The 25,206-nt window shown below is 71.2% G+C and carries 24 protein-coding genes and 1 riboswitch; of the genes, 11 read left to right on the plus strand and 13 right to left on the minus strand.

From position 1 onward, the window contains the following. The first annotated feature begins 179 nt into the window (after positions 1-179). Positions 180-422, plus strand: a complete 243-nt coding sequence (locus ACWEFL_RS32720) for a (2Fe-2S)-binding protein (RefSeq protein WP_451719819.1) — start codon at positions 180-182, stop codon at positions 420-422. Between the two features lie 52 nt (positions 423-474). Here the strand turns inward: ACWEFL_RS32720 and bfr are convergent, their stop codons facing one another. After that, the gene (bfr, locus tag ACWEFL_RS32725; protein WP_451719822.1) at positions 475-954 is read right to left on the minus strand and encodes a bacterioferritin; all 480 of its coding nucleotides are present in this window, start codon (positions 952-954) and stop codon (positions 475-477) included. A gap of 160 nt (positions 955-1,114) precedes the next feature. Here bfr and ACWEFL_RS32730 point away from each other — a divergent pair, with 160 nt between their 5' ends. Beyond that, the gene (locus tag ACWEFL_RS32730; protein ID WP_451719825.1) at positions 1,115-1,747 is read left to right on the plus strand and encodes a sulfite oxidase-like oxidoreductase; all 633 of its coding nucleotides are present in this window, start codon (positions 1,115-1,117) and stop codon (positions 1,745-1,747) included. Between the two features lie 60 nt (positions 1,748-1,807). Here the strand turns inward: ACWEFL_RS32730 and ACWEFL_RS32735 are convergent, their stop codons facing one another. The 6 genes from ACWEFL_RS32735 to thiO all read right to left on the minus strand — a co-directional run bounded on the left by ACWEFL_RS32735 (position 1,808) and on the right by thiO (position 8,203). Beyond that, positions 1,808-2,431, minus strand: coding sequence for a DUF4396 domain-containing protein (locus ACWEFL_RS32735; protein ID WP_451719827.1), 624 nt, complete (start codon positions 2,429-2,431; stop codon positions 1,808-1,810). 93 nt (positions 2,432-2,524) lie between these two features. Beyond that, a complete protein-coding gene (locus ACWEFL_RS32740; protein WP_451719829.1) occupies positions 2,525-3,376 on the minus strand; it encodes a deoxyribonuclease IV in 852 nt (283 codons plus the stop codon). Between the two features lie 9 nt (positions 3,377-3,385). Next, the gene (gene pknB / locus ACWEFL_RS32745) at positions 3,386-5,317 is read right to left on the minus strand and encodes a Stk1 family PASTA domain-containing Ser/Thr kinase (protein ID WP_451719831.1); all 1,932 of its coding nucleotides are present in this window, start codon (positions 5,315-5,317) and stop codon (positions 3,386-3,388) included. 506 nt (positions 5,318-5,823) lie between these two features. Then, positions 5,824-6,618, minus strand: coding sequence for a thiazole synthase (locus ACWEFL_RS32750; RefSeq protein WP_451719834.1), 795 nt, complete (start codon positions 6,616-6,618; stop codon positions 5,824-5,826). A gap of 8 nt (positions 6,619-6,626) precedes the next feature. Next, positions 6,627-6,842 (minus strand): sulfur carrier protein ThiS, encoded by a 216-nt coding sequence (thiS, locus tag ACWEFL_RS32755; protein ID WP_451719837.1) that lies wholly within the window; start codon positions 6,840-6,842, stop codon positions 6,627-6,629. Continuing rightward, positions 6,839-8,203: a glycine oxidase ThiO gene (gene thiO, locus ACWEFL_RS32760; protein ID WP_451719840.1), complete on the minus strand. Its 1,365-nt coding sequence runs from the start codon at positions 8,201-8,203 to the stop codon at positions 6,839-6,841. Before thiO ends, thiS begins: the two co-directional genes overlap by 4 nt. Continuing rightward, positions 8,201-8,313, minus strand: a riboswitch (TPP riboswitch). (Overlaps the previous gene by 3 nt.) A gap of 107 nt (positions 8,314-8,420) precedes the next feature. On the opposite strand from thiO, the gene ACWEFL_RS32765 reads away from it, so the two are divergent. The 6 genes from ACWEFL_RS32765 (at position 8,421) to ACWEFL_RS32790 (ending at position 13,316) form a co-directional block, all read left to right on the plus strand. Beyond that, positions 8,421-8,759 carry a hypothetical protein gene (locus ACWEFL_RS32765; RefSeq protein ID WP_451719843.1) on the plus strand — a complete coding sequence of 113 codons (339 nt, stop codon included), beginning with the start codon at positions 8,421-8,423 and terminating at the stop codon, positions 8,757-8,759. A gap of 110 nt (positions 8,760-8,869) precedes the next feature. Then, a complete protein-coding gene (locus ACWEFL_RS32770; RefSeq protein ID WP_451719846.1) occupies positions 8,870-10,174 on the plus strand; it encodes an NAD(P)/FAD-dependent oxidoreductase in 1,305 nt (434 codons plus the stop codon). Positions 10,175-10,296: 122 nt separating this feature from the next. Next, complete coding sequence (locus ACWEFL_RS32775; protein WP_451719849.1) at positions 10,297-10,662, plus strand: Rv2175c family DNA-binding protein; 366 nt, start codon at positions 10,297-10,299, stop codon at positions 10,660-10,662. Positions 10,663-10,799: 137 nt separating this feature from the next. Beyond that, the gene (gene thiE, locus ACWEFL_RS32780; protein WP_451719852.1) at positions 10,800-11,456 is read left to right on the plus strand and encodes a thiamine phosphate synthase; all 657 of its coding nucleotides are present in this window, start codon (positions 10,800-10,802) and stop codon (positions 11,454-11,456) included. A 69-nt stretch (positions 11,457-11,525) separates the two neighbouring features. Further along, on the plus strand, positions 11,526-12,443 hold the full coding sequence (metF, locus tag ACWEFL_RS32785; protein WP_451719855.1) for a methylenetetrahydrofolate reductase [NAD(P)H]: 918 nt from the start codon (positions 11,526-11,528) through the stop codon (positions 12,441-12,443). 39 nt (positions 12,444-12,482) lie between these two features. Next, positions 12,483-13,316 (plus strand): hypothetical protein, encoded by an 834-nt coding sequence (locus ACWEFL_RS32790; protein ID WP_451719858.1) that lies wholly within the window; start codon positions 12,483-12,485, stop codon positions 13,314-13,316. Positions 13,317-13,445: 129 nt separating this feature from the next. On the opposite strand, the gene ACWEFL_RS32795 is transcribed toward ACWEFL_RS32790, so the two are convergent. The 3 genes from ACWEFL_RS32795 to ACWEFL_RS32805 form a co-directional block, all read right to left on the minus strand. After that, positions 13,446-14,930, minus strand: a complete 1,485-nt coding sequence (locus tag ACWEFL_RS32795; protein ID WP_451719861.1) for a phytoene desaturase family protein — start codon at positions 14,928-14,930, stop codon at positions 13,446-13,448. Positions 14,931-15,171: 241 nt separating this feature from the next. Further along, positions 15,172-15,792, minus strand: a complete 621-nt coding sequence (locus ACWEFL_RS32800; RefSeq protein ID WP_451719864.1) for a DUF4126 domain-containing protein — start codon at positions 15,790-15,792, stop codon at positions 15,172-15,174. Positions 15,793-16,165: 373 nt separating this feature from the next. Beyond that, a complete protein-coding gene (locus ACWEFL_RS32805) occupies positions 16,166-16,774 on the minus strand; it encodes a TetR/AcrR family transcriptional regulator (RefSeq protein WP_451719965.1) in 609 nt (202 codons plus the stop codon). Positions 16,775-17,285: 511 nt separating this feature from the next. On the opposite strand from ACWEFL_RS32805, the gene ACWEFL_RS32810 reads away from it, so the two are divergent. The 3 genes from ACWEFL_RS32810 (at position 17,286) to ACWEFL_RS32820 (ending at position 19,934) form a co-directional block, all read left to right on the plus strand. After that, complete coding sequence (locus tag ACWEFL_RS32810; RefSeq protein ID WP_451719867.1) at positions 17,286-17,864, plus strand: SAV_6107 family HEPN domain-containing protein; 579 nt, start codon at positions 17,286-17,288, stop codon at positions 17,862-17,864. A gap of 623 nt (positions 17,865-18,487) precedes the next feature. Next, on the plus strand, positions 18,488-19,270 hold the full coding sequence (locus ACWEFL_RS32815; RefSeq protein WP_451719870.1) for a methyltransferase: 783 nt from the start codon (positions 18,488-18,490) through the stop codon (positions 19,268-19,270). A 256-nt stretch (positions 19,271-19,526) separates the two neighbouring features. Further along, on the plus strand, positions 19,527-19,934 hold the full coding sequence (locus tag ACWEFL_RS32820) for a DUF3040 domain-containing protein (protein ID WP_451719873.1): 408 nt from the start codon (positions 19,527-19,529) through the stop codon (positions 19,932-19,934). A gap of 419 nt (positions 19,935-20,353) precedes the next feature. Here ACWEFL_RS32820 and ACWEFL_RS32825 read toward each other — a convergent pair whose 3' ends face one another. The 3 genes from ACWEFL_RS32825 to ACWEFL_RS32835 are packed head-to-tail and all read right to left on the minus strand — an operon-like array spanning position 20,354 to position 25,190. Then, on the minus strand, positions 20,354-22,792 hold the full coding sequence (locus tag ACWEFL_RS32825; protein ID WP_451719876.1) for a transglutaminase TgpA family protein: 2,439 nt from the start codon (positions 22,790-22,792) through the stop codon (positions 20,354-20,356). Then, positions 22,789-24,147, minus strand: coding sequence for a DUF58 domain-containing protein (locus ACWEFL_RS32830; RefSeq protein ID WP_451719879.1), 1,359 nt, complete (start codon positions 24,145-24,147; stop codon positions 22,789-22,791). The genes ACWEFL_RS32825 and ACWEFL_RS32830 overlap by 4 nt, the downstream gene beginning before the upstream one ends. Next, positions 24,147-25,190 carry an AAA family ATPase gene (locus ACWEFL_RS32835; RefSeq protein WP_451719882.1) on the minus strand — a complete coding sequence of 348 codons (1,044 nt, stop codon included), beginning with the start codon at positions 25,188-25,190 and terminating at the stop codon, positions 24,147-24,149. The genes ACWEFL_RS32830 and ACWEFL_RS32835 overlap by 1 nt, the downstream gene beginning before the upstream one ends. Between the last annotated feature and the right edge of the window lie 16 nt (positions 25,191-25,206).

Raw genomic sequence — 25,206 nt, forward strand, 5'->3', positions numbered from 1 at the left:
AAACCAAGACATGAAGAGCTACGCCACCCAAGAGATGATCATGATCTGACGGTGCGTGGGATTCCCGGGATCGATGTGATCCGCGCCCCACGCCGCTTCTGCGCTCTCGACGGGAAGGGTAAGGTTAGGTTAACCTCACCGATATGTGGGGAAGGCACGGCCAACGACCCCGTCGGGAGGTGAACCGCGTGTACGTCTGCTCATGCTTCGGTATCACGGAGAAGCAGGTGAAGGAGCACGCGGACGCCGGCGCCTGCACCCCCCGCCAGATCGCCTCCGCCAGCAAGGCGGGCACGGACTGCGGATCATGCGTGCGCAGGATCCAGTCCATACTGGGCCGGGGCGGCTGCCCCCGGCGTGAGCTTCTCGATCAGGGCAGGCCCGCGCTGAGCGCCGTCGCGGATCTCGACGAAGCTGCGTGACGACTGAAGGAGCGTTTCCGCGCTCCATCCGGCCCCGCTGCCGGCGCTCCGGTCAGCTTTCCGGCTGTTCGATCAGCTGTGCGATGTAGAGCGGCTCGCCGAGCTTCTCGATCAGCTCCAGCTGGGTGTCGAGGTAGTCGATGTGGTGCTCCTCGTCCTCGAGAATCGACTCGAAGATGTTCGCCGAGGTCACATCGCCCTTGCTCCGCATGAGCTCGATCCCGCGCTTGAGACGGTCGATCGCCTCCACCTCGATCAGCCGGTCCGCCTGGAACATCTCTGTGACGGTCTGGCCGATCCGTACATGGAACAGCCGCTGGTAATTCGGCAGCCCATCGAGGAAGAGAATCCGGTCGGTCAGTACCTCCGCGTGCTTCATTTCGTCGAACGACTCGGAGCGGGTGTACTTCGCGAGCTTCGTCCAGCCGAAGTTCTCCTGCATCTTCGCGTGCAGGAAGTACTGATTGATCGCCGTCAGCTCGGCGGTCAGCTGCTCATTCAGAAACTCGATGACCTCGGGGTCGCCCTGCATCGCAGAGGCTCCTTCCACGCGATATGACTTCGGGAGCGGGTTCGCGCATCCTCGCATCGCAGCGGAGAGCCCGTCCAGTAAGTGCCTCCTTAGTAGGAGTTGCCCGAATCGGCGCAGACCCGGTCATGACCACCCCTCCCGGTCTGTCACCATGGACGGCATGGGTCAGCCGGAGAACCGGGATTACCGCGCAGTCGAGGAGTCCGTGCTTCCGCCGGGGCAGCGAGTACAGCGCGGCTGGCCCGTCACCCACTACGGGCCGGTGCCCAAGTTCAAGCCGGACCGCTGGGAGTTCAGGGTTTTCGGTGCGACGGCCGACGGTGACAAACACTGCTGGAACCACGGAGAGTTCTCGGCGCTGCCTTTCTCGACGGTCGTCGCCGATCTGCACTGCGTGACGAAGTTCAGCATGCTGGGGTCCGAATGGGGCGGTGTGCTCGCCCGTACGATTGTGGAACTCGCGCCGCCCGCCGCCGCCGTCACCCATGTCATGGTCTGGGCCGAGTACGGATTCAGCGCCAATATGCCGCTCTCCGACTTCACAGCCGAGCGGACGATTTTCGCCACCCATAAAGACGGCGAACTGCTGACCGCCGAGCACGGCTTCCCGCTCCGTCTGGTGGTGCCGCAGTTGTACGCCTGGAAGGGGCCCAAATGGGTCCGGGGCGTCGAATACATGACCGCCGACCGCCGTGGCTTCTGGGAGGAGCGCGGCTATCACAACCTCGGTGACCCCTGGCGGGAGCAGCGCTACTCGTATCAGGAGGAGCCGGGGGACGGCCCGGAGCTGTAGGCGCTTCCGGAGCCGCCCACCGGCTTCCGGCGGCCGGCGCGCGGGGTCCGTGGGCGTCGGTCAGTGGAACTGGTGCATCACCGCGTGGCCCTTGCCGCGGCCGATCAGCCACTTGTTGACCGGGGTGGTGATCAGGAACGCGACCACGAAGGCGATGGCGAGCGCGTACCAGAACAGCGCGTCCGACAGTTCCGCGTGCATGGCGCCGGGCCAGAGCGCGAGGACGCTGTTGTCGGTGATCTCCATGACGAGGATGGAGAGGGTGTCGGCGGCGAGCGCGACCCTCACCGCGGCCTTGAAGCTCAGGCCGGCCCGGAGGATCGTCATCATGGTGAACGAGTAGCCGAAGATGAAGGCCAGGAAGATGGCGAGAGCCATCGTCTCGACGTTGCCCCAGCCGAGCGCGGTACCGATGACCATGCCCAGGACCTCGCCGATGGCGCAGCCGACGAGGCAGTGAAGGGTCGCTCGCGCGGCCATGCCCCAGCTGACGGGTCCGCCCTCCGGGCCATGGGCGCCGTGCCCGCTGTGGTCACCGTGCCCGCCGTGCCCGCTGTGGTCCGGTTGCCCTCCGTGATCGGCAGGTGCCGTGTGACCGTGTTGCGCACCGTGCTTCTGTTCCCTCCCGTCCGTCTCCGTGTCCGGGCCATGGGCGGAGTGGTGCGCATGGGCGTCGTGCTGCATGAGAGATCCCCTAGGTCAGATGTACGTTCCAGCCAACAGCAAGGAACCGTATACCTCCCTAGGGTATTCTTTAAACGGGTGACGGACCGAGGATCAACCCCGGAGCCCCTTCAGCCTCGCCACATCCGCCGCGTGCCCTTCCCTGCCACCGGGGGTCTCGATGATCAGTGGCACGCCCTCGGTCGCGGGATGTCTCAGCAACCGCCCGAAAGGCTCCTCACCGATATGCCCGGCTCCGATGTTCGCGTGACGGTCCCTGTGCGAGCCGGTCATCTCCTGTGAGTCATTGGCGTGGACGAGTTTGAGCCGGCCCTCGCCGACCGTCTCCACCAGCAGATCCAGAGTCTGGGCCATCCCGTCCGGAGCGGCGAGATCGTGCCCGGCCGCGTGGACATGGCAGGTGTCCAGGCATACCCCCAGCCGGGGGTGGGCGTCCAGCGCCTCGAAGTACGGGCCGAAGTCCTCGACCCGGGAACAGAGCGAGAAGCCCTGCCCGGCCGTCCCCTCCAGCAGCAGAAACGGATCGTCGTCGTGTGTCAGCTCGTCCAGCAGCGGCAGCACCAGCTCCCGTACCTGCGCGAGCGCCGTCCGGCGGGACCGGCCGCCCGTCGCCGAACCGGTGTGCACGACCACGCCGAGCGCGCCGATCTCCCGGCCCCTGCGCAGCGAGTGCCGCATCGACTCCACGGACCGCTCGGCGGTCGCCTCGGTGTGCGAGCCGAAGTTGATCAGGTACGGGGCATGGACATACGCCGTGATCCCGGAGTCGGCGCACTCGGCGCGGAACGCCTCGTCCTGTGCCGGACTGCCGGTGGGTGTGGCCCAGCCGCGCGGATTGGCCACGAAGACCTGAACGGTCTCCGCCTTCAGCTCACGGGCGTAGCCGAGTCCGACCGAGGCGAGGCCGCCTGCCACGGGCACATGGCCGCCGACGGGGTTGCGCATGAGCGTTCTCTACAGCCCTTTGATCTTGATTGTCACGGTGCTGCCCTCGGCCGCCTGACCGTTCGCGGACGGGGACTGGCTCTCGACGGTGCTGCCGAGGTACGGGAAACTCTTCTCGGTCCTGACCTCGAAGCCCGCGTCCTCCAGCTTCCGCTTGGCGTCGCTCTCGGAGTCGCCGGTGACATCGGGCACGGCGATCATGCGCGGCCCCTTGGAGACCGTGAGCGTGATGGTGTCCCCGCTGGCCAGCCGCGCTCCCTCGGGTGCCGACTGCCGGGCGACGGTGCCCGCCGGCTGCGGGGCGTTGATCTGCTCGGGAGCGATCTCGACCTCGAAGCCCGCACCCTTCAGCTCGCCGGTCGCCTCCTCCACCGAATCGCCCGTGACGTCCGGGACCTCGATCGGCGCGCCCTTGCTGACGACGATGGCGACGGCCGAGTCCGGGCTGCGCGGCGAACCGGCCTCCGGCTCCGTGCCGATCACCAGGCCCTGGGGCACCGACGGGCTGAACTCCTTGGTGACCACTCCGGGCGCCAGGCCGGCCTTGCGCAGTCTGTCCTCGGCGGTGTCGAGAGGATCGCCCTGGACCGCGGGGACCCGGATGATCTCCGGGCCGCGCGAGACGATGAGGGTCACCGAGCCGTTGCCCCGGATGCGCTCATGGGTCGCGGGATCGGTGCCTATGACCGTGCCCCGGTCGACCGTGTCGCTGAATTCGCGCCGGACGTCCTTCACGTCGAGCCCCGCGCTCTCCAGCCGCTTCCTGGCGTCGCCCTCGGACTTGCCGATGAGGGCGGGGACACGCGTGAACTGTCCGGAGTTGATGTACCAGACGCCCGCACCCACACCGAAGACGACCAGGACGGCCACCAGGATCGCGAGGACGCGCCGCCCGGGGAGCCCCGGACGGCCCATCGGCCGGGGCTCCGGAGGCGGAACGGGGGGCATCGCCAGCCGCGCTGTATGGCTGACCCGCGGCTCCTCGCGGGGGAGGGCCCGCGGGATCACATCGGTGCGCTCCTCGGACCCCGAGGACCCGCCCGACGGGTTCGGGCCCCCGGCGAGCGCCCCCGGAGGCACCAGGTCCAGCTGGTCGTCCCCGAGCGCGGCACGGGCCGCACGGGCCTGCGCCAGCAGAGCCACGGCGTCGTGCGGACGCACATCGGGATTGCGGGCGGTGGCGGCGGCGACCAGCTCGTCCAACTCGACCGCGAGCCCGGGCACCAGCGCGGAAGCCGCCGGAACGGCCTCGTTCAGATGGCGGTAGAGCACCTGGGCGGGGGTGTCCCCGGAGTGCGGTTTGGCACCCGTGAGCATCTCGTACAGGACGACCCCGCACGCGTACACATCGGTGCGGGTGTCGGCCGTCCCGTCCTCGATCTGCTCGGGGGCCAGATAGGAGACCGTGCCCAGCACGGTGCCGGTGGTGTTGGTGACGGAGCCGACCGCGCGGACGAGGCCGAAGTCGGCGACCTTGACCCTGCCGTCGTCACCGATCAGAACGTTCTCCGGCTTGATGTCCCGGTGGACGAAACCGGCCCGGTGAGCCGCCCCCAGCGCGGCCAGGACCGGCTCCAGGACGTCCAGCGCCGTCCTCGGCTGGAGCGCCCCACGCTCGCGCAGCACGTCCCGTAGGGTGCAGCCCGCGACGTACTCCATCGCCAGATAGACGTACGCGCCCTCCGCGCCCTGGTCGAAGACCCCCACCACATTGGGGTGCGAGAGACGCGCCACGGACTTGGCCTCGCGGATGAAACGCTCCACGAAAGTGACGTCGGCGGCGAGGGCGGGATGCATCACCTTGAGCGCGAGTTCGCGGTCGAGCCGGGTGTCGACGGCCCGGTAGACCGTGGCCATACCGCCGACGGCGATGCGCGCGTCGACGCGGTAGCGGCCGTCGAGCACCTGCCCGACGAGAGGGTCCTGGAGGGTCGTGTCCACGCCCCGATTCTACGAGTCGCCGCCGACACCGCCGTTCGGGCGGAGCGGGACCGGTTCACGACTGATTCCGAGCTGTGACAGCACGGGCACGCCCACTTGCATGGCCTTTGGGAGCGGCTCGTCGCTTGCGGGTGCGCGGGTGCGCGGGTTCCATGGTCTGTTCCATGGCCCGTGAGCCGTGAGCCGTGAGCCGTGAGCCGTGAGCCGTGAGCCGTGCGCCGTGAGCCGTGGCGCGTGGCGGGCAGCCCCTGTGCGCCTGGGCCGCGACCGGGCTGCGGCCCGTGTGGTGGCGCATGGCCTGTGGCCACCTGAGCGGCTGCCGGGCTGAGCGGCTACGGTGCGTTCGGCCACTGAGGCCGCTGCTGGGCCACGCCCGCGACCGGCGCCGACGGCACCGGATCGGGGGCGCACACCACCGAGCGCGCTGAGCGACCACTGGCCTGCGGCCCCGGCCCCCAGCCGACCGCCCCTGACCGGGGGTGGAACCCGGTCGCCCGACCGGCGAGTCAGAACGCCGGCCGCTCCGGATCCAGCACCGCCAAGCCCGCCGCGGGCGACGACGCTTCGGCGAAGTGGCGGCGCGGAATGCGCCCCGCCCCGTGCGCGAGCCGCCCCGCCTCCACCGCATGACGCATCGCCTCGGCCATCCGCACCGGCTCCTGCGCGCGGGTGACGGCGGAGGCCAGCATCACCGCCGCGCACCCGAGCTCCATGGCGAGCACCGCGTCGGACGCGGTGCCCGCTCCCGCGTCCAGGACGACCGGCACGCGCGCGTGCTCGACGATCAGCTCGAAGTTGTGCGGATTGCGGATGCCGAGCCCCGAGCCGATCGGAGAACCCAGCGGCATGATCGCGGCGCACCCCGCGTCCTCCAGCTTCCGGGCGAGCACGGGATCGTCATTGGTGTACGGCAGGACCGTGAACCCCTCGTCGACCAGGATCTCCGCGGCGTCCAGCAGCTCGATCGGATCGGGCAGGAGGGTTCTCTCGTCGGCGACGACCTCCAGTTTGATCCAGTCGGTGCCCAGGGCCTCGCGGGCGAGCCGGGCGGTCAGCACGGCCTCGCCCGCCGTGAAGCATCCCGCCGTATTGGGCAGGACACGGATCCCGAGCCTCGACAGTACGGAGAGCACGGAGCCCTGAACGGTCGGATCGAGGCGGCGCATCGCGACCGTGGTGAGTTCGGTTCCGCTGGCGACGAGGGCGCGCTCCAGCACATCGAGGCTGGGCGCGCCGCCCGTGCCCATGATCAGCCGGGAGGAGAAGTCGGTGTCGCCGATGGTGAGGCGGTCGTCCGTCATGGCGGCGGTCACCCTCCCTGCACCGCGGTGAGGACCTCCACCCGGTCGCCGTCGCCGAGGAGCGTGCCCGGCCATTGGCTGCGCGGGACGACCGCCTCGTTGACGGCGGCGGCGACCCCGGCCGGGGCCGTGGTGAGCTGGGCGACGAGTGCGTCCAGCGTGGTTCCGGTGGCGAGTTCACGCCGTTCGCCGTTGACGGAGACAACCAGGGGAAAGCTGTTCATACGGGCTGCTCCTGGGACACGGGAGTGAGGTGTCGGGGGGTGAATCGATGGGGGGTGAAGGGATGGGCTTCCTCGGGAAGCGCGCCACCGGTGAGCACCGTGGCCATGACATCTCCTGTGACGGGGGTGAGGAGCACACCGTTGCGGTAGTGGCCGGTGGCCAGGTGAAGGCCGGGCAGGGCGGTCGGGCCGAGCAGGGGGGCGTTGTCAGGGGATCCGGGGCGGAGCCCCGCGCGGGTCTCGGTCAGCGGAAGCTCGGTGATGCCCGGCACCAGTTCATGCGCGTCGCGCAGCAGCTCGTACACCCCTCCCGCGGTGACGGCGGTGTCCCAGCCCAGTTCTTCGCTGGTCGCGCCGATGACGAGTTCGCCGTTCTCGCGCGGGACCAGATAGACATCGCTGCCGCGCACCACGGCCCGGACGGTCCGGGACAGGAAGGGGGCGTAAGCGGCGGGGACGGTGAGCCGCAGGACCTGGCCCTTCACCGGGCGCACCGGGGGCACCACATGGTCCGGCACCCCGCCGAGCCGTCCGCTGAGGCTGCCGCCCGCGAGCACGACCTGGTCGGCGTTCAGCTCCTCGCCATCGGCGAGCGTGACGCCTTCGACCCGGTTCCCGAGGACTCGGAGACGGTCCGCCCAGCCGTGGCGGAAGGTCACCCCGGCCCGTTCGCAGGCGGTGAGGAGCGCGGACGCGAGCCGCCTCGGGTCCACCTGGTGGTCGCCGTCGGCACGCAGTCCGCCGCGTACGCCCGGTGCCAGCATCGGCTCCAGACGGCGGCACTCACGTCCCGTCAGCCACTCCGACTCCAGGCCGGAGCGGCGCTGGAGGGCGTGGAGTTCCCGCAGATGGGCGCGGTCGTCGGCGTCGAGCGCGACGGCGAGTGTGCCGCAGGCGCGGTAGCCGATGTCCTGCCCGCCGGCCTCCTCCAACTCCGCGGCGAAGGCGGGGTAGCGGCGCGCGGACTCGATGTTGAGGGCGAGCAGGGTCTGTTCGCCATAGTGGAGTTCGGTGACGGCCGCGAGCATTCCGGCGGCCACACAAGCGGCTCCGCCGCCCGGCTCGGGGTCGACGACGGTGACGCGCGATCCGCGCTGCGCGGTCCGCCAGGCCGTGACCAGACCGATGATCCCGCCGCCGACGACGAGGACGTCGCAGCCCTGTGCGCCGGTGAGCCGCGCGGGCCGCCGACCGTCGGGCCGCCGACGGGCGGGCGGGTGGATCCGCGGACCGGAAGGGAGCGTTGCGGATGCCGTGGAGGCCACGGGGGCCGCGGGCGACGTGGACGGTATCGGTGGTTTCGGTGACGTCGGCGGCCCGGACCGTTCCAGCGGTCCGGGCGGCTCGGAGTTGTGCTGCATGGGCGACCAGCCCCTCCCTTCGCCGGCATGACCCGGATCAGGTTCGTACGGTCGGAGGCCGTCCAGCCTCCCTCTCAGCCCGGTGCGTCCGGACTCCCGCGTGTGTTCTACGGTGGCCACCCTAACCCCCGCCCTCAACCGGCAGTAGACGCGGTGCCGTCCGTCCGTGCGCGGCCGCGCGGCGCCGGAGAGGGTCCAGCGCAAGGGAGCAGTCGTCATGGCAAGGTCGCTCGACGGGCTCGTCCTCTCCCCGGTCGCGGATCAGGCCCCCGGTCAGGTGGGCACCCGCACCCGGTTCGCGTATCACGAGCGGGACGGCCGCGTCTGGGCGGAGTACGAGGGCGGTGACGTGGTCCACGGACGTCTCGTGGGCACGCGTGAGGGCGACCGGCTCGACTTCCGCTATGTGCAGCTCAAGACGGACGGCGCCACCTCGTCGGGGCACTGTGTCTCGAAGGTCGTGGATCTGCCCGACGGGCGGGTGCGGCTCGAGGAGACCTGGGAGTGGGAGTCGCAGGAGGGCAGCGGGACGAGCGTCGTGGAGCAGGTCCCGTAGAGCCCCCCGCCGAGCCGCTACAGCGTCGCGTCGAGCCGTCGTGGGTGTCGTGGAGCAGATGAGCCGCGCCCCGCTTTTCTGACGGTATGTCAGATGCGTAAGGTTGACGGGTGAGCGAGCAGCAGAGACAGCAGCAGACGCCGGGCGTGGTCGTCGCGGGCGCGGGAATGGCCGGGGTGCAGACCGCCGTCGCCCTGCGCGAGCAGGGCTTCACCGGCCCGGTCACCATCATCGGCGCCGAACCGCACCAGCCGTACGACAGGCCCCCGCTCTCCAAGGCGATCCTGCTGGGCACGGCCGAGGGCTCGGCCTTCGAGGTCGACTTCGAGGAACTCGGCATCGGACTGAGGCTCGGCTGCGAGGTGACCGCCGTACGGCCGAAGGCGCATGAACTGGACACCGAGGCCGGACCCGTCCCGTACGACACCCTCGTGATCGCCACCGGTGCGGAGCCGATCGCCCTGCCCGGTGCCGGGTCCGTCCCCGGCGTGCATCTCCTGCGCACTCTCGACGACGCCGAGCGGCTCCGGCCCGTCCTCGGCACCCGGCACGACATCGTGGTGGTCGGCGCGGGCTGGATCGGCGCGGAGTTCGCGACGGCCGCGCGCGAGGCAGGATGCGCGGTCACCGTCGTCGAGGCCGCCGACCGGCCGCTCGCCGGCGCGCTCCCCGCCGAGGTCACCGCGCCCATGGCCGACTGGTACGCCGAATCCGGAGCCGAACTGATCACCGGCGCGCGGGTGGCCGGAGTCGAGCCGGGCACGGTCGTCCTGGAGGACGGCAGACGGCTCCCCGCCGGGGCCGTGGTCGTCGGCATCGGCGCACGCCCCGCCACCGGCTGGCTCGCGGGCTCCGGAATCGAGATCGGCCCGGACGGCGCGATCACCGCCGACGAGTATCTGCGCACGTCCCTGCCCGATGTGTACGCCGTCGGGGACTGCGCCTCCTTTCCCTCCGCCCGCTACGGGCGGCGGCTGCTGGTCCACCACTGGGACAACGCCCTGCAGGGGCCGCGTACGGTCGCCGCCAACGTCATCGCCGGCGCTTCGGCCGCGTCCGCCGCCGAGGCGGCCGAAGCGGCCGGAGCGCCGGACGCGCCCGGAACGCCTGCCGGATCACCGGGGGAACCGCCGCGGGTCTACGACCCGGTGCCCTACTTCTGGTCCGAGCAGTTCGGCCGGTTCGTGCAGTACGCGGGCGATCACGCGGACGCCGATACGACCGTGTGGCGAGGCGACCCGGCGGACCCGGCCTGGTCGGTGCTGTGGCTGCGCGAAGGCGTCCTCGTGGCGCTGCTGGCCGTCGGCAGACCCCGGGACCTGACGCAGGGCCGCAAGCTCATCCAGTCCGGCGGGCGGCTGGACGCGACGGCGGCCGCCGACCCGTCGGTCCCTCTGAAGGCCGCGTCCCTCTGAGCTGTCCCGGATGGGGGAATGAGGCTATGACCTGCGAAAACGATGAGATCTCGGCAGAGTCGGCCACGGTCGGCCGCAGGCCCCCGCTACCCACTGTCAGTCCTAGATGGCAGGCTTGTCCCGTGACCGAGATTGACGCAAAGATCGATGCTCTCGTCCCCGCCTGGCTCACGCTGCCCGACATCGCCGAGATGCTCCATGTCGAGGTGACGCGCGTTCGGCAGCTGGTCAAGGAAGGCCAGCTGATCGCCGTGCGCCGTGGTGAGAACAGGGCCCTTCAGGTTCCCGCCGCCTTCATCAGCGGCGAGCGGGTCGTCAAGGGCCTCTCCGGCACCCTGACGCTCCTCAAGGACGACGGCTTCACCGACGCAGAGATGCTGGAGTGGCTCTTCACTCCCGACCCGACCCTGCCGGGCACGCCCGCACAGGCCCTCAGTGAGAATCGAGGCACGGAGGTGAAGCGCCGGGCCCAGGCGCTCGCCGTCTGACGTCCGCGCCGGTTCACCTGCGCGATCACTGAACACACCTGCGGTGTGCGGGCGGGCCGGCGACCTGTGAGCCCGCGAAGGCCGGCCGACTCGCACCGGCCCGCCCGCACACCGCCGACCCACCGGGGGGAACCAGCATGCCCACGGCTCGCGAGCGACTGTCCGACGCGCGGCTCTATCTCTGCACCGACGCCCGTAAGCGGCAGGGCGACCTCGCCGAGTTCCTGGACGCGGTCCTGTCCTGCGGCGTCGACATCGTGCAACTCCGCGACAAGGGCATGGAGGCGGCCGAGGAACTGGACCATCTCCAGCTCTTCGCCGACGCCTGTCAGCGCCACGGCAAGCTCCTCGCCGTGAACGACCGGGCGGACGTCGCCCACGCCGCCGGCTCCGCCGTTCTCCACCTGGGCCAGGGCGATCTGCCGGTCCCGGCCGCCCGCGCGATCCTCGGCGACGACGTGCTCATCGGCCGCTCCACCCACAGCGAATCCGAGGCGGCGGCCGCGGCGGCGGAGCCCGGTGTCGACTACTTCTGCACCGGACCCTGCTGGCCCACCCCCACCAAGCCCGGACGGCACGCCCCCGGACTGGACCTCGTCCGCTCCACAGCCGCTCTGGGAACCGGCCGGCCCTGGTTCGCGATCGGCGGCATCGACGCGGACAACCTCGACGAGGTCCTGGACGCGGGTGCCCGCCGGATCGTCGTCGTACGCGCCATCACGGAAGCGGACGATCCGGCCGAGGCGACGGCGAATCTCAGCAAACGGATACGCGCCCGCGCCGACCAGGGCTGATCCCAGCAGCCGGTGTCCGATAGATGGACGTCGGTTGGGACACCTTCCGAGCCCCGATAGCCTGCGAGTATGGCCCTCGGAACACCTTCGACCCGGACGGATCGCGCACGGACGGTGCGCGAAATGCTCGCTACCGGCAGGACGTCCTACTCCTTCGAGTTCTGGGCGCCCAAGACGGAGAAGGGCGAGCGGAACCTCTGGAACGCCCTGCGCAGAGTCGAGGCAGTGGCTCCGAGCTTTGTCTCCGTGACCTACGGAGCCGGTGGTTCCACCCGCTCCGGGACGGTCAAGGCCACCGAGCGCATCGCGGGCGACACCACCCTCACCCCCGTTGCCCACCTCACCGCCGTGAACCACTCCATCGCTGAGCTGCGCAATATGATCGGCCAGTACGCCGACGCCGGGATCCGCAACATCCTGGCCGTCCGCGGCGACCCGCCCGGCGATCCCACCGGCGAATGGGTCAAGCACCCCGAAGGCGTACGGTACGCGGCCGAACTGGTCCGCCTGATCAAGGAGTCCGGGGACTTCTGCGTCGGCGTCGCCGCCTTCCCCGAGATGCACCCACGCTCCGAGGACTGGGACACCGACATCCGGCACTTCGTCGACAAGTGCCGCGCCGGGGCCGATTACGCGATCACACAGATGTTCTTCGAGCCCGAGCACTATCTCCGGCTGCGTGAACGGGTCGCCGCGGCGGGCTGCGATACCCCCATCATTCCGGAGATCATGCCGGTCACCAGCGTCAAACAGCTCGAACGGTTCGCCCAGCTCTCCAACGCCGAGTTCCCCCCGCGTCTGAAAGACAGAATCCTCGCCGTCAAGGACGACCCGGCCGCTGTACGCTCCATGGGTATCGAGTTCGCGACGGAGTTCTGCGCGGAGTTGCTCTCGGAAGGTGTGCCGGGACTGCACTTCATCACCCTCAACAACTCCACTGCGACGCTCGAAATCTACGAGAATCTCGGACTGCACGAGCAGTCGTGATCGGCCGTACCCGACGTCGGCCGAGGGAGAGGGGCGGGCATGGGGCTTACGGTCCTCTATATCGCGTTCGGCATCGTCGCTCTGTGGCTGCTGGGCGAGGTGCTGCTCCAGTACAAGGCGAGATTGCGCTGGAGGCTGCTCGCCTTCAGCGGCTTCCTGACCGTGGTCCTCGGGGTGCTGGTGGCCTCCCGGGTGGTGATCGCGCTCGGCACGGTCGCCTTCGCGGTCGGCCAGACCTATGTGACCCTCTCCTTCCGCCGGGGCTTCTCCACCGGCTGGGCGATCGGCGGCCGTCCCGGCGCGAGCCGCCGCCGAAAGGCAGGCTCTTCCGAAGGCCCCCACCCGGCCTCGCCGGAGGGCTCCGGACCTCCCGAGAACGAATCCGGCCATGGGCCGGACGTCCCGGTGGCGGGCGGCCAGGACACCGATCCGGTCTACGAGCCGCAGCCGCTGCCGGACGACACCGGTCAGTACGGCGTGTACGACGAAGCGGCCTACGCCTCGGCGCGGCAGGCGCAGGGCGGCGAGGAGTACGGCCAGTACGACGGCGTGTTCGACCCCTACTACGGTCAGGGGCAGCCGGGCGGAGACGGCTCGGGGCAGTACGACTACGGGACCGGCCAGCAGCAGTACCCCGCGTACTCCGACCCCTATGTGGGCGGTCAGCAGTACGGCGCCTATGACAACTACGACAGCTTCGGCAACCAGCAGCAGTACGGCTCCGATGCGTACTACGCGCAGCAGCCGCAGACGGACACACCGCCGGGCGGGGTGTGGGTTCCCCAGCAGCGCGACGCCGGAGAGCCTCGGCGGGAGCAGTCCCCGTACGACTACGAGCCGGGGCACGACGAGAAACAGGAGTACCGCTACTGACGGTTCGGACGGACCGTCCGGTCCGGCGGTCTGGTTCGGTGCGCTACTGACGGTCCGGTGTGCTTCGGCGCGGGAACGGTTCCGGCTTCGGTCCGGGAAGGCTCCCGGCGGCCCCGGCCGGCCCGCCGCTCACCGGGAGCCGCTGAACTCCGCTCCCTCCACGATCAGGCCCGCCACCAGGGCCCCCGACATTCCGGCGTGCGCCAGCCCGCCGCCCGGATGGGAACGGCCGCCCACCAGATACAGCCCCGGCAGACGGGTGCTGTTCGACGGGCGCAGATAGCGGCCCCCCGCACCGGCCAGCGCGGGCGCGGTCAGTGACCCCGTCTCAGCCGGTGTCAGGATCTCGTGCCACAGCAGCCGCTCACGAATCCTCCCGGCGTCCCCCAGCGAGGCGCCCGCCGTGTCGATCAGCACCTCGGCGTACCGCTCGCGCAGCGTCTTGTCGGTCCAGTCGACGGAGCCGCCGTGCCCCGCGACCGTCGCCGTGACCGTGATGGCCTCATGCCCGTCGTCCGGGCGGGTGCGCGGATCGTTCGGGCGGAGCACGGTGACCGTGGGCCGGTCGGCCGTACCGCCGCCGAACACGGCCGCCGCCTCCGCGGCGGTGTCGGGGGAGTGCACGACGCTCCGGTGGGCGGCCGCCGCCCCCGCACCCCCGCGCAGTGCCAGCAGCACGGTGAACCTGCCCGGCGACGGCCCGCCGCCCTGCTGAGGCCGGATCTCCTCGTCACGCCAAAGCTCCGGCCCGACCGGCCCGGACACGTCCGCCACCACATGGTCGGCCTCGGCCACCGCGCCCCCCGACAACTCGACCCCGGCGGCCCGGCCGTCCTTCTCGACGATCGCCGTCACCTCGGTCCCGAAGACGAACTCGACCCGCCGGGCCGTACACCGCTCGTACACGGCCCGAGCCAACTGCCGCAGCCCGCCCTCGACATACCAGCTGCCGAAGGTCTGCTCCATGTACGGCAGCAGCGCTGCGCTCGCCGGGGCCCGCCGTGGATCCAGACCGTAGGCGAGGGCGTACCCGTCGAAGAGCGCGGCCAGCCGGGGATCGGCCAACTCCCAGGCTCCGACCTCGGAAACCGTGGCGGCCCGTCGAGTACGCAACAGGGCACGCCGACTCGGTGCCGGGTACGGATCACGCTCCAGCACCCGCCAGTCGGACCACAGGGGTTCTTCCAGCAACGGGCGGCGGGAGCGGTCCCAGGCGACCCCGGCCCGGCCCAGGAAGGTGCCCCACCGCTCGCCGGCACCGGCGCCCAGCGCCGAATCCAGTGCGGAGACGATCCCCGCCCGCGAGGTGTTCGGCAGGGTGACCTCCGTGCCGTCGGCGAAGAGATGCCTGCTCGCCGGGTCGACCTGGACGAGGCCGACGCACTTCTCCAGCGGCTCCCTTCCCGTCTTCAGGAACAAGTCGCGCCAGACGGCGGGCAGATGCAGCAGTCCGGGGCCCGTGTCGAAGACAAAACCCTCGCGCTCGAACGCGCCCAGCGCGCCCCCGTATGTCTCCGAGCGCTCGTACACCGTCACCCGGTGGCCTGCCACGGCCAGCCGGGCAGCAGCCGCCATGGCGCCCATCCCAGCGCCGATCACCGCAATCCGTGCCATGCCGACGACTCTAGTGCCGTGCCCGGAGACGCTCGCCGGGGGCTCGACGCGCTGTCCTCCCCCTCGGCCTGGCGGCCTGGGAGGTGCCCCCACCCCTCGGCTTGGCGGCCTGGGAGGTACCCCCACCGCGGGGCCCGGCGGCCTGGGAGGTGCCCCACCGCGCGGCCCGGCGGTCGGGGAGAATCCCGTATCCACCCACCGGATCGGTCGGTGAGGCTTGCCGCGCAGGCCGTCCCGGCCGCTACCCCGGTGGACCGCCGCCGACGCCCAAGGCCGTCGACCGTCGCTCCTCGCGCCGCTGGGCTCTGCGCCGCCAGAACCGGCGGATCCGCGATATCAGGAAGACCACGGTCACCACACCCAGGACCAGCAGGGCTCCCGCGATGATCGCCGCGGCCACCGGATTGAAGATCGCGAAGGTGATGATTCCGGCTACGCCCAGGTCCTCGGCGACGCTTACGGCGATGTTGCTGAACGGCTCCGGGGAGGTGTTGACCGCCATCCGGGTCCCGGCCTTGACGAAATGGCTGACCAGAGCGGTCGAGCCGCCCACCGCACCGGCCGCGATCTCCGGCAGCGAACCGCTCTGACCCGCCAGCAGCGCGGCCACGACCGCTCCGGCCACCGGGCGGATCACGGTGTGCGCCGAGTCCCATGCGGAGTCGACGTACGGGATCTTGTCCGCAACGGCCTCGCAGAGGAAGAGGACCCCGGCGATGATCAGGACATCCGTGCGCTGCAAGGCGTCGGGCACCTCGTCGGTGAGCCCGGTGGCTCCGAAGACGCCCAACAGCAGGACCACCGCGTACGCGTTGATCCCGCTGGCCCAGCCGCTGGTGAAGACAAGAGGAAGCACAGACACGGACGCGATCGTAGCCAGATGCCGGGCAGTTGGGATGGGGGTGGGCACGGACTGCTGAGTACGCGTACTCAGTGACCGGGATGAGTACGCGCGCGGATGGGGACCGGCCCCGGCGGAAGGAAGAGTGGAGACCACGCCGGGGGACGCGGCGCTCGGACCGCCGACACGGGGCGGCGGAACGGCGCGGCTCCCTCGACGGAACGGGGAGCACGTCCCGTGTCCCGCGAGGGGACGCCGGACCACGGGGGACCGGCGGGGTCACGGGGACACGGGCACGGGGGTACGCCGGTCCGGCGCGGTGTGAGAGATCACCTCCCGCCGGACCGGCGTCGTCCCGTCCATCGTGTGGCCCGCACCCGGTGGAGCCGGTGGCTCAGCGCCCGCTCACCCGGCCGTGCAGCAGTCGCGAGAGCGCCGCGTGCACATCGTCGAGCGACCGCTCCCGCTGGAACGACTGCCAGTCCAGCGCGGCCACCAGCACCATCCCGACCAAGGCGGCGGCGGTGAGCGAGATATCGATCTCCTCGCTCAGCTCACCACCCTCGACGGCCTCCCGGAGGACCGTCTCGACGACGGCGACGGCCTGCTGCCGTACCACCAGAAGGGTCGACTGCCAGGGACGGTTGGTCCGCCACAGCTCGGCGACGTACAGCTGGGTGAAGGCCGGATAGCGGTCGATGAAGACCAGACCGGCCCTGATCATCGCGTCCAGAGCCTCGACCTTGGTGCCGCCGCGCTCCGCGGTCTCGTCGGCGGCGGACTGGAGCGAGGCCGTCAGCAGCCCGACGCCGAATCGCAGCAGTTCCTCGAACAGCTCGGTCTTGCTCTTGAAGTTGTAGTAGACCGTGCCCTTGGCCACACCGGCGCGCTCGGCGATCTCGTCCACCGTGGTAGCTGAGAAGCCCTGTTCGGCTATGAGCGTCACCGCGGCCTCATAGAGCTTCGCCCGCGTCGCCCGGCGTCGGGTGTTGGTGCTGTCCATGGCGTCCATGGTGTCGATTCTCACAGGTCTCGCGGGTTCCACAGATCCGTTCCCGCCCTCCTCGCCGCTCTCTCAACGGGCTTCTCTCCGCCGCCGTTGGGTCGCGCCGTATCGAGGGCTTCCGTCGGCTGTCGTTTCGGGGTCGCGTACGGCGGTCCGGCCTTCCTGACGAGCGAGGCGGGCAGCGAGCGAGCCGCCGAAGCGGCACTGCGGCAGAGCACGTTCCCGACGGACCCTCGGCCGCGATCAGCGGGCTCGGTTCCGCCTCGATGACGACCGAGCGAAACGCCCAGCCGCGCGGGCCCTTGAGCCCGAATCCCCTCGGCGACGACGGCCGCCCCGAGCGGACTGTCCGTCCACCCTGCCCGTCTTGCGCCGACCGGGCAGTGCAAAGGACTCCCGTTCACCGGTGTTTCACGGAAAAGCGCAGGTCAGGGGCGATTGTCAGTGGGGGCCCTCACGATGGACACATACGGCCACAGTGCCGTCACACGACGACAGGAGGTTCGTCATGGCCAGCTCCCACGCGGCTGCCGCGCACCGGCGCCGTGCCACCGGCCCTGTCCCCTCACCGACCGGGCCGGCGAGCGATGTGCACCCCGTCCTGCGGCGTGCCTCGGCACCCCCCGCCGCCCTCGATCTGCTCGGCCAGGCCCGTACGGGGCTGGACGAGGCAGCCACGCTCGAAACCCCCAACGAGCGATACGCCACGGCGCATCTGGCCGCCCTGCGCACAGCAGCCGCGGTGCTCGCCGCCCGTGGATACCCCGACAACACTCCGTCCCCCGCCCGCCGTGGACAGGGCACCCCGCCCCGGCGCGGCCGCAGAGCCGGGATACGCAGCGCCTGGGAACTGCTTCCCGAGATGGCGCCGGAACTCTCCGAGTGGAGCGCCCATTTCGCCGCGGGCGCCCAGCGCAGGGCCCGTGCGGAGGCGGGCATACAGGGCGCGGCGACCAGCCGGGACGCCGAGGATCTCCTGCGGGACGCCGCGATGTTCCTCCGTCTGGTGGAGCGCATGCTCGTGCTTCAGCCGGTGCTGCCCCAGCCCAGGTCGGAGCGGCCCGAACCGGGAGACGCGGCCGGATGAGGCCGCCGCGCCGATGGGAAGCAGGGGCACTGCTGCGGAGGCCCCGGCGGGGACTCACGCGCCGGAGGCTCTTTCGGCGACCCTCGTCGGCGACATGTCCCTACGCCGGATGTGTCGTCGCGGGCATGTCTCCTCGTGCATACGCCTTCTCGCGCGTACGTCTCCGGGGGCGTGGGTCACGGCGGCGCGCCTGCTCGTGGCGAGCCCTTCACTCACTACCCGCGGACGGCGCGTCCCGGTGCCGTGTCCCGGTGTCTGTGCCCCAGAACCGTGTCCCCGCTGCGCGGCTCCCCGTGTGCCGTCCGTCCGTGATGGCAGCGCCACCATGTGCGGGGACCCGTCATCCGGGCGTCATCCGGGCGTCATCCGGGCGGGACCGCGCGGGAGTTCGGCGTCCGGACCCCAGACGGACGGGCGAGTGGCGGGTGCCGGGACGCGTCCGGCCCCGGCACCCGGTGCCGCCGGGCCGCCGGAGCCCGCGGTGGAGGCAATAAGGTGGGAACCGTCGTCAGCCCGACGAGAGCCCATCGCCCTCGGCCGCCCAGCGGCCCGGGGCGCCGCACACCAGCCGCCCCGATCGCCCCGCGCGGCCGGAGGCGGCACCGTCCGAGGAGTCAACTGCCGTGCCGGACCCGTCGCCCCGTGGGGAGACCCCACCGCGCCCGCCCCGCGCCTCCCTGCGTACCTCCGTGGTCTGGGAAGTCCTCGAAGACGCCATCGACCGGAGGGTCAAAGCCTCCGGTTCGGACACCCTGGACGTCCTCGACACAGGCGGCGGCAGCGGCTCCTTCGCGGTGCCCATCGCCCGGCTCGGCCACCGCGTCACCGTCGTCGACCCCAGCCCGAACGCGCTCTTCGCACTGGAGCGCCGGGTGGCCGAGGCAGGTGTGGCCGACCGTGTGCGGGGTGTTCAGGGAGACGTCCACGGCCTGTTCGAGGTCGTCGAGCGCGAAGGGCACGACGTGGTGCTCTGCCACGGCGTCCTGGAGTACGTGGACGACCCCGCCGAAGGCGTACGGAACGCGGTGGCCGCGCTCCGCCCCTCCGGAGCCCTCAGCCTGCTCGCCGCCGGCCTCGGCGGCGCGGTCCTCGCCAGGGCGCTCGCCGGCCACTTCACCGAGGCCCGCCAGGCGCTCACCGACCCGGCGGGCCGCTGGGGCGAGGGCGACCCGGTGCCCCGGCGGTTCACCGCCGGCCAGCTCACCGAACTCGCCGAGGAGGCCGGTGTGGAGGTCGCGGCCGTGCACGGTGTACGGATCTTCTCCGACCTCGTCTCCGGCGCCCTCGTGGACACCGAGCCGGGCGCCCTCGACGCGCTTCTCAAACTGGAGGCCGCGGCGGCTGAGCTGCCCGCATTCCACTCCGTCGCGACCCAGCTTCACCTCCTGGCGGAGAAACACGGCTGATCAGGGGCGCAGCCGCAGATGGAGTACGCCACAGACCCCCCGATCGTGTCGTTCGCCCCGTATGATCGAGGGGCAACATCCGGCATGACGGATCGGAGGTTGGGGAATCTACGCCTCAGCAGCCGAGCCGCCGTGGCGGCCCAAACTGGAGAAGTGCCGTATCGACGAAGTGGGCGGGTTTCACGGGGGCGATTCCCTGCCTATCCTGAAAGGGCCGCAAACGGTCGCCCCCGCGGCCGACGACTAGGAGGACTCCGTGCCGCTCTCGGAGCACGAGCAGCGAATGCTCGAGCAGATGGAGCGAGCGCTGTACGCCGAAGACCCCAAATTCGCGACAGCGCTTGAGGGAAGCGGGCTGCGTACGTACACCCGGCGACGGGTCTACCAAGCGGTTGCAGGCTTCCTGGTGGGTATCGCGCTCCTCATGGCCGGAATGGTCGCGCAGCAGATCTGGATCAGCGTGGTGGGGTTCCTCGTCATGCTGGGCTGTGCGGTCCTGGCAGTCACCGGCTGGCGCAAGGCGCCCAAGCCGGGGGAGCAGCAGACCCTGGGGGACGCGGCGGGAGGCGCCCGCCGTCAGCCCCGTCAATCCCGTCAGCGCAAGTCGATGATGAACCGGATCGAGGAGCGGTGGCAGCGCCGCCGCGACGAGCAGGGCCACTGACGTACCGCGGCCTCCGGGGCTGCGCCTGAGTCGTGTGCCGATGAAGGGGTGCGGGGTCCCCGCGGACCGTGAGTTATCGCGCTGTGCGTTGTGGAGTCGTCCGAAGCAAACGCCTGACAGGCTGAACCGGCCTGTCCGGCGTTTTCGCTTGCCTCGGCCGACTCGGCGGCTCGCTGGTGGTCGCTCGGCCCGTCGGCCATCAGCGAGCCAGCCGGTCGAACAGCTCGCCTTCTCCGCCCCCGGATCCGCGGCCGGACCTCAGCCGCCCCAGGGGCTGGACATCCGCCCCCGGCACCTCCAGGCACCCACCGGCACCCCAGACCTCTCAGAGCGTGATCCCCGGCCAGAAGTCCCGGCACAGGGCAGAGTGCGGCAGGGGCCGACGCTCGAGAACATCCGAACGTCGGCCCGGCCGCACGTCAGCCCCGCTGCTTCGACGCGCGGCGCAGCCGCAGCGCGTCGGCCCATCGGCTCGGGCCCACCGCATGAAGACGAGTACGCCAGCGGTCCGTCAGCGAAGTCCAGCGGGCCGACGCCGCCCAGATCACCCGTATGGACGAACGCGGCAGCAGTAGGGCCCGCACACGCGCGCCACGGTGCACACCCGCGCTCAGACCGGCACGGATACGCTTGACGTCGTCCGCCAGGCCCGTGGCCGGCCGGGGATCCGGCGCGTACAGCACCTGCTCCACCGCCCCCGCGACCCGGTGCACCGCCTCCGCGGCCTCGCCCTCAAGCTTCCCCAGCACAACGATCCGCTGCGCCGTCTTGCGGGCGGTCAGCGACTCGTCGGGCGGGATGCCGTGATCCCAGGCGGTGTCCGACACCTCCAGCCAGGCGGCCAGCGTGCGGGCCGAGGCGTCCTCGGGTGCCCGCCCTCCGGAGCCCAGCCGCCGCGCGGTGACTCTCGTCCGCCAGAGCATCGGCGACAGCGGCACCGCCACCCCCACCAGCACCCCCAGCACGATCAGCAGCGGAGCCACCGATGAGGAACCCGAGCCCGTGGGCGTGGCCTCGTCGGCGGCGGCCGCGGACGAGCACTCGCCGAGCCGCCTCAGCTCTGGCGCGCAACTGTCCGAGGCCGAGGGAGCCGCACTCGGCGCGTCCGAGGCGGTCGCCTCGGGCTGCGTCGGGTTGGTCGCGCCGCCGGACGGTGTGCTCTGCCGGGTGTACTCCGGTGTGCTGCCCCGGCTGGGCGTCGGCTCGAACCGGGTCCACCCGACGCCCTCGAAGTACAGCTCCGGCCAGGCGTGCGCGTCCCGGAACCCCACTGACATGGTGCCGTTCGCCTGCGGATTGCCCGGAGTGAAGCCCACGGCGACCCGCGCCGGAATCCCCAGCGTGCGGGCCATCGCCGCCATCGAGAACGAGAAGTGGATGCAGAAGCCCTCCTTCCGCTCCAGGAAGCGGGTGATCGCGGCGACTCCCGTGCCGGACTGCACCTCGGTGTCATAGGTGAAGCCGCCGTTCATCGCGAACCAGTCCTGGAGCAGCACCGCGGCCTCGTAGTCGTTCGCCGCGCCCCTGGTCACCCGCTCCGCGGTCTCCTTGACGACGTCGGGCAGTACGTCGGGCACCTTGGTGTACTCGCGCAGAATGTCCGCCGGCGGGCGCGGGGCCGCCGCCAGCTGCTGAGCCGTCGGCTTCACGAGCAGAGCGGTGACGGAGTACTGCGCGCCACGGGTGGTCTGGCCCCGGTCGCCGACCAGGGTGCGGCCGGTCGGCTCGTAACGCCAGCGGCCGTCGATCTCCACCTCGGTCGCCGGGTAGGGGAGCGGCAGCCAGCTCTGGCGGTAGGAGTCGGCCGCGGAGATGTTCATCTTGATCTCTTGGGTGGCGACCGACGGGTTCAGACCGGCAGGCTGCGGAAATTCGTCCGGAACGTCCCGTACTCGGCGCTCCGAGGACTTCCACGCCGCGCCGTCGAACTGGTCGAGCGCCACGAACCTCAGATAGAGATCCCTGGTGTCCGGCGCGTTCGTGCGGTAGCGCAGGGCCTCGCGGTCACTGGGCTGATTCAGGCTGTCCTGGAGCGAGACCAGCGGGTTCACCGCGGAGATGGTGCCACCGCCGCCCGATCCCGAGCCCTCGCCGGCTCCCGTGCCCGCCAGCAGGCCCCCGTCCAGCGCCGGCAGCGCTGCCGGGACCGCCAGGGCGACCCCCAGCGCCAGCACGCCGATACGGCGGCCCGTGCGGGCGGGCGCCACGGGAGCGCCGCCTCCCGGTTCGAGCGCCTTCGCACCCCGTACCGATGCGGACGGCGCCCCGCCGAAGACCCGCCCCCACTGCGAGAGCTTCTCCCGGCCCTCGGCCAGGAGGAGCAGCAGATATCCGGACGCGGCGAGAACGAACCACAGCATGCTCGCCGCACCGCCCGCGAGCCCCGCGGCCACCGAGTACAGCGCGAGCAGCGGCAGCCCTGCCGGGGCGGCGCTGCGGAACGTCACCGCGAGTGTCTCCACCAGCAGCCCGATGACCAGCACCCCGCCGATCAGCATCAGGCGGATACCGTCGGAAGCCGGTGCCGGGATCGCGTACCGCTCGATGTCCTGGCCACCCGTGGCCAGCAGCTCGCCGAAGCGCGCGAAGGTCTGCGGACCGGGCACCACACCGAAGAACGCCTGCCCCCGGGCGAAGACCACGGTGAGCAGAATCAGCCCGGCCAGGGCCTGCGCGAACACCGTCAACGCCTTCGCCAGCGGCACACGCCTCGCCAGCGCCCCCACAACCGCCTGGATCCCCAGCAGGAGCGCGGCCTCCACCAGCCAGCCGGGTGAGTCGAGCAGCGGCAGCATCGCGCTCGCCGCCAGCAGCGTGGCGGCGTACGAGCACAGCGCCAGACGTCCGCGGCCGCTCATGACCAACCCCCGGAACTGCCGTTCGCACCGATCCCGGAGGACTCCGTGCGCTGCCGGCCCGCCTGCTCCCACAGCGCGGACAGCGACACGCCCGGCGGTACGGCCAGAGCCGTCCAGCCCGCCTCCCGCAGCAGCCGCAGCCGATCCTCGATCTTGCCCGCCATCGCCCCGCCCGTCACCCAGGTCTCGCTGTCCAGGACGAAGGCCACGGCGGCGCCTCCGCGCTGCCGCATCCGCGCCACCAACGTCGCCTGCTCCTCGTCGAGATCGCCGAAGAAGGCGACCAGCAGCCCTTCGTTCCCGCCGCGCAGCACGTCGTGCGCACGCGACAGCCCCTCCTCGTCGGAGTGGTCGACGACCGCCAGCGTGTCCATCAGCAGGCCCGCGGAGTCCGCGGACTCCTGTGTCGAACCGACGAAGCCGTCGGCGCCCTCACCGGGCATCGAACTCCCGGTGTCCGTGAGCAGCCGGACCGCGAAACCGCTCGCCAGCATGTGCACCAGCGTCGACGCGGCCCCCGAGACGGCCCACTCGAAGGCCGCGTCGGGACCCACGCCCTGGTAGGCGACGCCCCTGGTGTCGAGCAGCACGGTGCACCTCGCGCGCTGCGGCTGCTCCTCACGGCGCACCATCAGCTCGCCGTAGCGCGCGGTGGAGCGCCAGTGCACCCTGCGCAGATCGTCGCCGTAGCGATAGGCGCGCGGGATGATGTCGTCGTCCCCGGCGAGCGCCAGCGAGCGCTGGCGGCCGTCCCCGTACCCCGGAGTCTCGCCCGCGAGCCGCACGGGCGGCAGCGGCTCGGTCCGCGGGATGACCGTCAACGTGTCGAACGCGCTGAAGGAACGCGTCAGTTCGCACATGCCGAACGGATCGTTCAACCGGAGCTGGAGCGGCCCCAGCGGATAGCGCCCGCGCAGATCCGAGCGGACCCGGTACGACACCTCGCGCCGCCCGCCCGCCTCGACCCGGTCGAGCACGAACCGGGGCCTCGGCCCCAGCACGTACGGCACGCGGTCCTGGAGCATCAGCAGACCGGTGGGCAGCCGCGAGATGTTGTCCATCCGCAGATGCACGCGCGCCTCGGACCCGGCGGGCACTCGGGAGGGCGAGAGACGTCTGCTGCCCGCGACCCGGTACCGGGTGCGGTACAGCACGGCCACACAGACCAGCGGCAGCACGGCGAGCAGCAGACCGACCCGCAGGAGATCGCTCTGCCCCAGCACATACGCGCACACCGAGGCGGCCACACCGGCCGCCACGAACGACCGGCCGCGAGTGGTCAGCCCCCCGAGGGCCGCCCGCACCCCGCCTTTCGCGTTCCCGTCCTCCGCGGCGGCGGGCCCCCCGGCGGACATCAGAACCGCCGGGCGTCGGGCCGCTGGCCGTAGCGCGGCTCGGGTCCATGGCCCGCGACATACGCGGTCGCCGTGCCCTCGGCCGTGGGGACCGGTGTGCGCTGAAGGATCTCCAGCACGACCTGCTCCGCCGTACGCCGGTTGAGCTGCGCCTGCGCGGTGGGCAGCAGCCGGTGCGCCAGCACCTGCACCACCAGCGACTGCACATCGTCCGGCAGGGCGTAGTCCCGCCCGTTCAACGCGGCCGTCGCCTTGGCGGCACGGAGCAGATGGAGGGTGGCACGCGGTGAGGCGCCGAGTCTGAGATCCGGGTGGTTACGGGTCGCGGACACCAGCTCCACCGCGTACCGCCGCACGGCCTCGGCGACATGGACACCGCGCACCGCGTCGATCAGCTTCACGATGTCGTGCGCGTGCGCCACCGGCTGGAGGTCGTCCAGCGGGGAGACCCCGCCATGGACATCGAGCATCTGGAGCTCGGCGTCCGCGCTCGGGTAGCCGATCGAGACGCGCGCCATGAAACGGTCGCGCTGCGCCTCGGGCAGCGGATAGGTGCCCTCCATCTCCACCGGATTCTGCGTGGCCACCACCATGAAGGGACTGGGCAGCTCGTACGAACTGCCGTCGATGGTGACCTGGCGCTCCTCCATCGACTCCAGAAGCGCCGACTGGGTCTTCGGCGAAGCGCGGTTGATCTCGTCGCCGATCACGATCTGAGCGAAGATCGCGCCCGGCTTGAACTCGAAGTCACGCTGCTGCTGGTCGTAGATCGACACACCCGTGATGTCCGACGGCAGCAGGTCGGGCGTGAACTGGATACGCCGCACCGAACAGTCGATGGACCGTGCCAGCGCCTTGGCCAGCATCGTCTTGCCCACGCCCGGCACATCCTCGATGAGCAGATGCCCCTCGGCGAGCAGCACTGTCAGCGAAAGCCGTACGACCTCAGGCTTGCCCTCGATCACGCCCTCCACCGACTTGCGGACACGATCCGCTGTGGCGGTCAGGTCTGTGAGGTTAGCTCGATCGTCATAGGTCGTCACCCGGCCCTCCTCGGCC

The organism is Streptomyces sp. NPDC004838, assembly GCF_053600955.1.

Coding starts and splice junctions, on each gene's coding strand:
- bfr (WP_451719822.1), bottom strand. CDS start 954: ATGCAGGGCGACCCCGAGGTCATCGAGTTTCTGAATGAGCAGCTGACC.
- ACWEFL_RS32730 (WP_451719825.1), top strand. CDS start 1,115: ATGGGTCAGCCGGAGAACCGGGATTACCGCGCAGTCGAGGAGTCCGTG.
- ACWEFL_RS32735 (WP_451719827.1), bottom strand. CDS start 2,431: ATGCAGCACGACGCCCATGCGCACCACTCCGCCCATGGCCCGGACACG.
- ACWEFL_RS32740 (WP_451719829.1), bottom strand. CDS start 3,376: ATGCGCAACCCCGTCGGCGGCCATGTGCCCGTGGCAGGCGGCCTCGCC.
- ACWEFL_RS32750 (WP_451719834.1), bottom strand. CDS start 6,618: ATGACGGACGACCGCCTCACCATCGGCGACACCGACTTCTCCTCCCGG.
- thiS (WP_451719837.1), bottom strand. CDS start 6,842: ATGAACAGCTTTCCCCTGGTTGTCTCCGTCAACGGCGAACGGCGTGAA.
- thiO (WP_451719840.1), bottom strand. CDS start 8,203: ATGCAGCACAACTCCGAGCCGCCCGGACCGCTGGAACGGTCCGGGCCG.
- ACWEFL_RS32765 (WP_451719843.1), top strand. CDS start 8,421: ATGGCAAGGTCGCTCGACGGGCTCGTCCTCTCCCCGGTCGCGGATCAG.
- thiE (WP_451719852.1), top strand. CDS start 10,800: ATGCCCACGGCTCGCGAGCGACTGTCCGACGCGCGGCTCTATCTCTGC.
- metF (WP_451719855.1), top strand. CDS start 11,526: ATGGCCCTCGGAACACCTTCGACCCGGACGGATCGCGCACGGACGGTG.
- ACWEFL_RS32790 (WP_451719858.1), top strand. CDS start 12,483: ATGGGGCTTACGGTCCTCTATATCGCGTTCGGCATCGTCGCTCTGTGG.
- ACWEFL_RS32795 (WP_451719861.1), bottom strand. CDS start 14,930: ATGGCACGGATTGCGGTGATCGGCGCTGGGATGGGCGCCATGGCGGCT.
- ACWEFL_RS32805 (WP_451719965.1), bottom strand. CDS start 16,774: ATGGACAGCACCAACACCCGACGCCGGGCGACGCGGGCGAAGCTCTAT.
- ACWEFL_RS32810 (WP_451719867.1), top strand. CDS start 17,286: ATGGCCAGCTCCCACGCGGCTGCCGCGCACCGGCGCCGTGCCACCGGC.
- ACWEFL_RS32825 (WP_451719876.1), bottom strand. CDS start 22,792: ATGAGCGGCCGCGGACGTCTGGCGCTGTGCTCGTACGCCGCCACGCTG.
- ACWEFL_RS32830 (WP_451719879.1), bottom strand. CDS start 24,147: ATGTCCGCCGGGGGGCCCGCCGCCGCGGAGGACGGGAACGCGAAAGGC.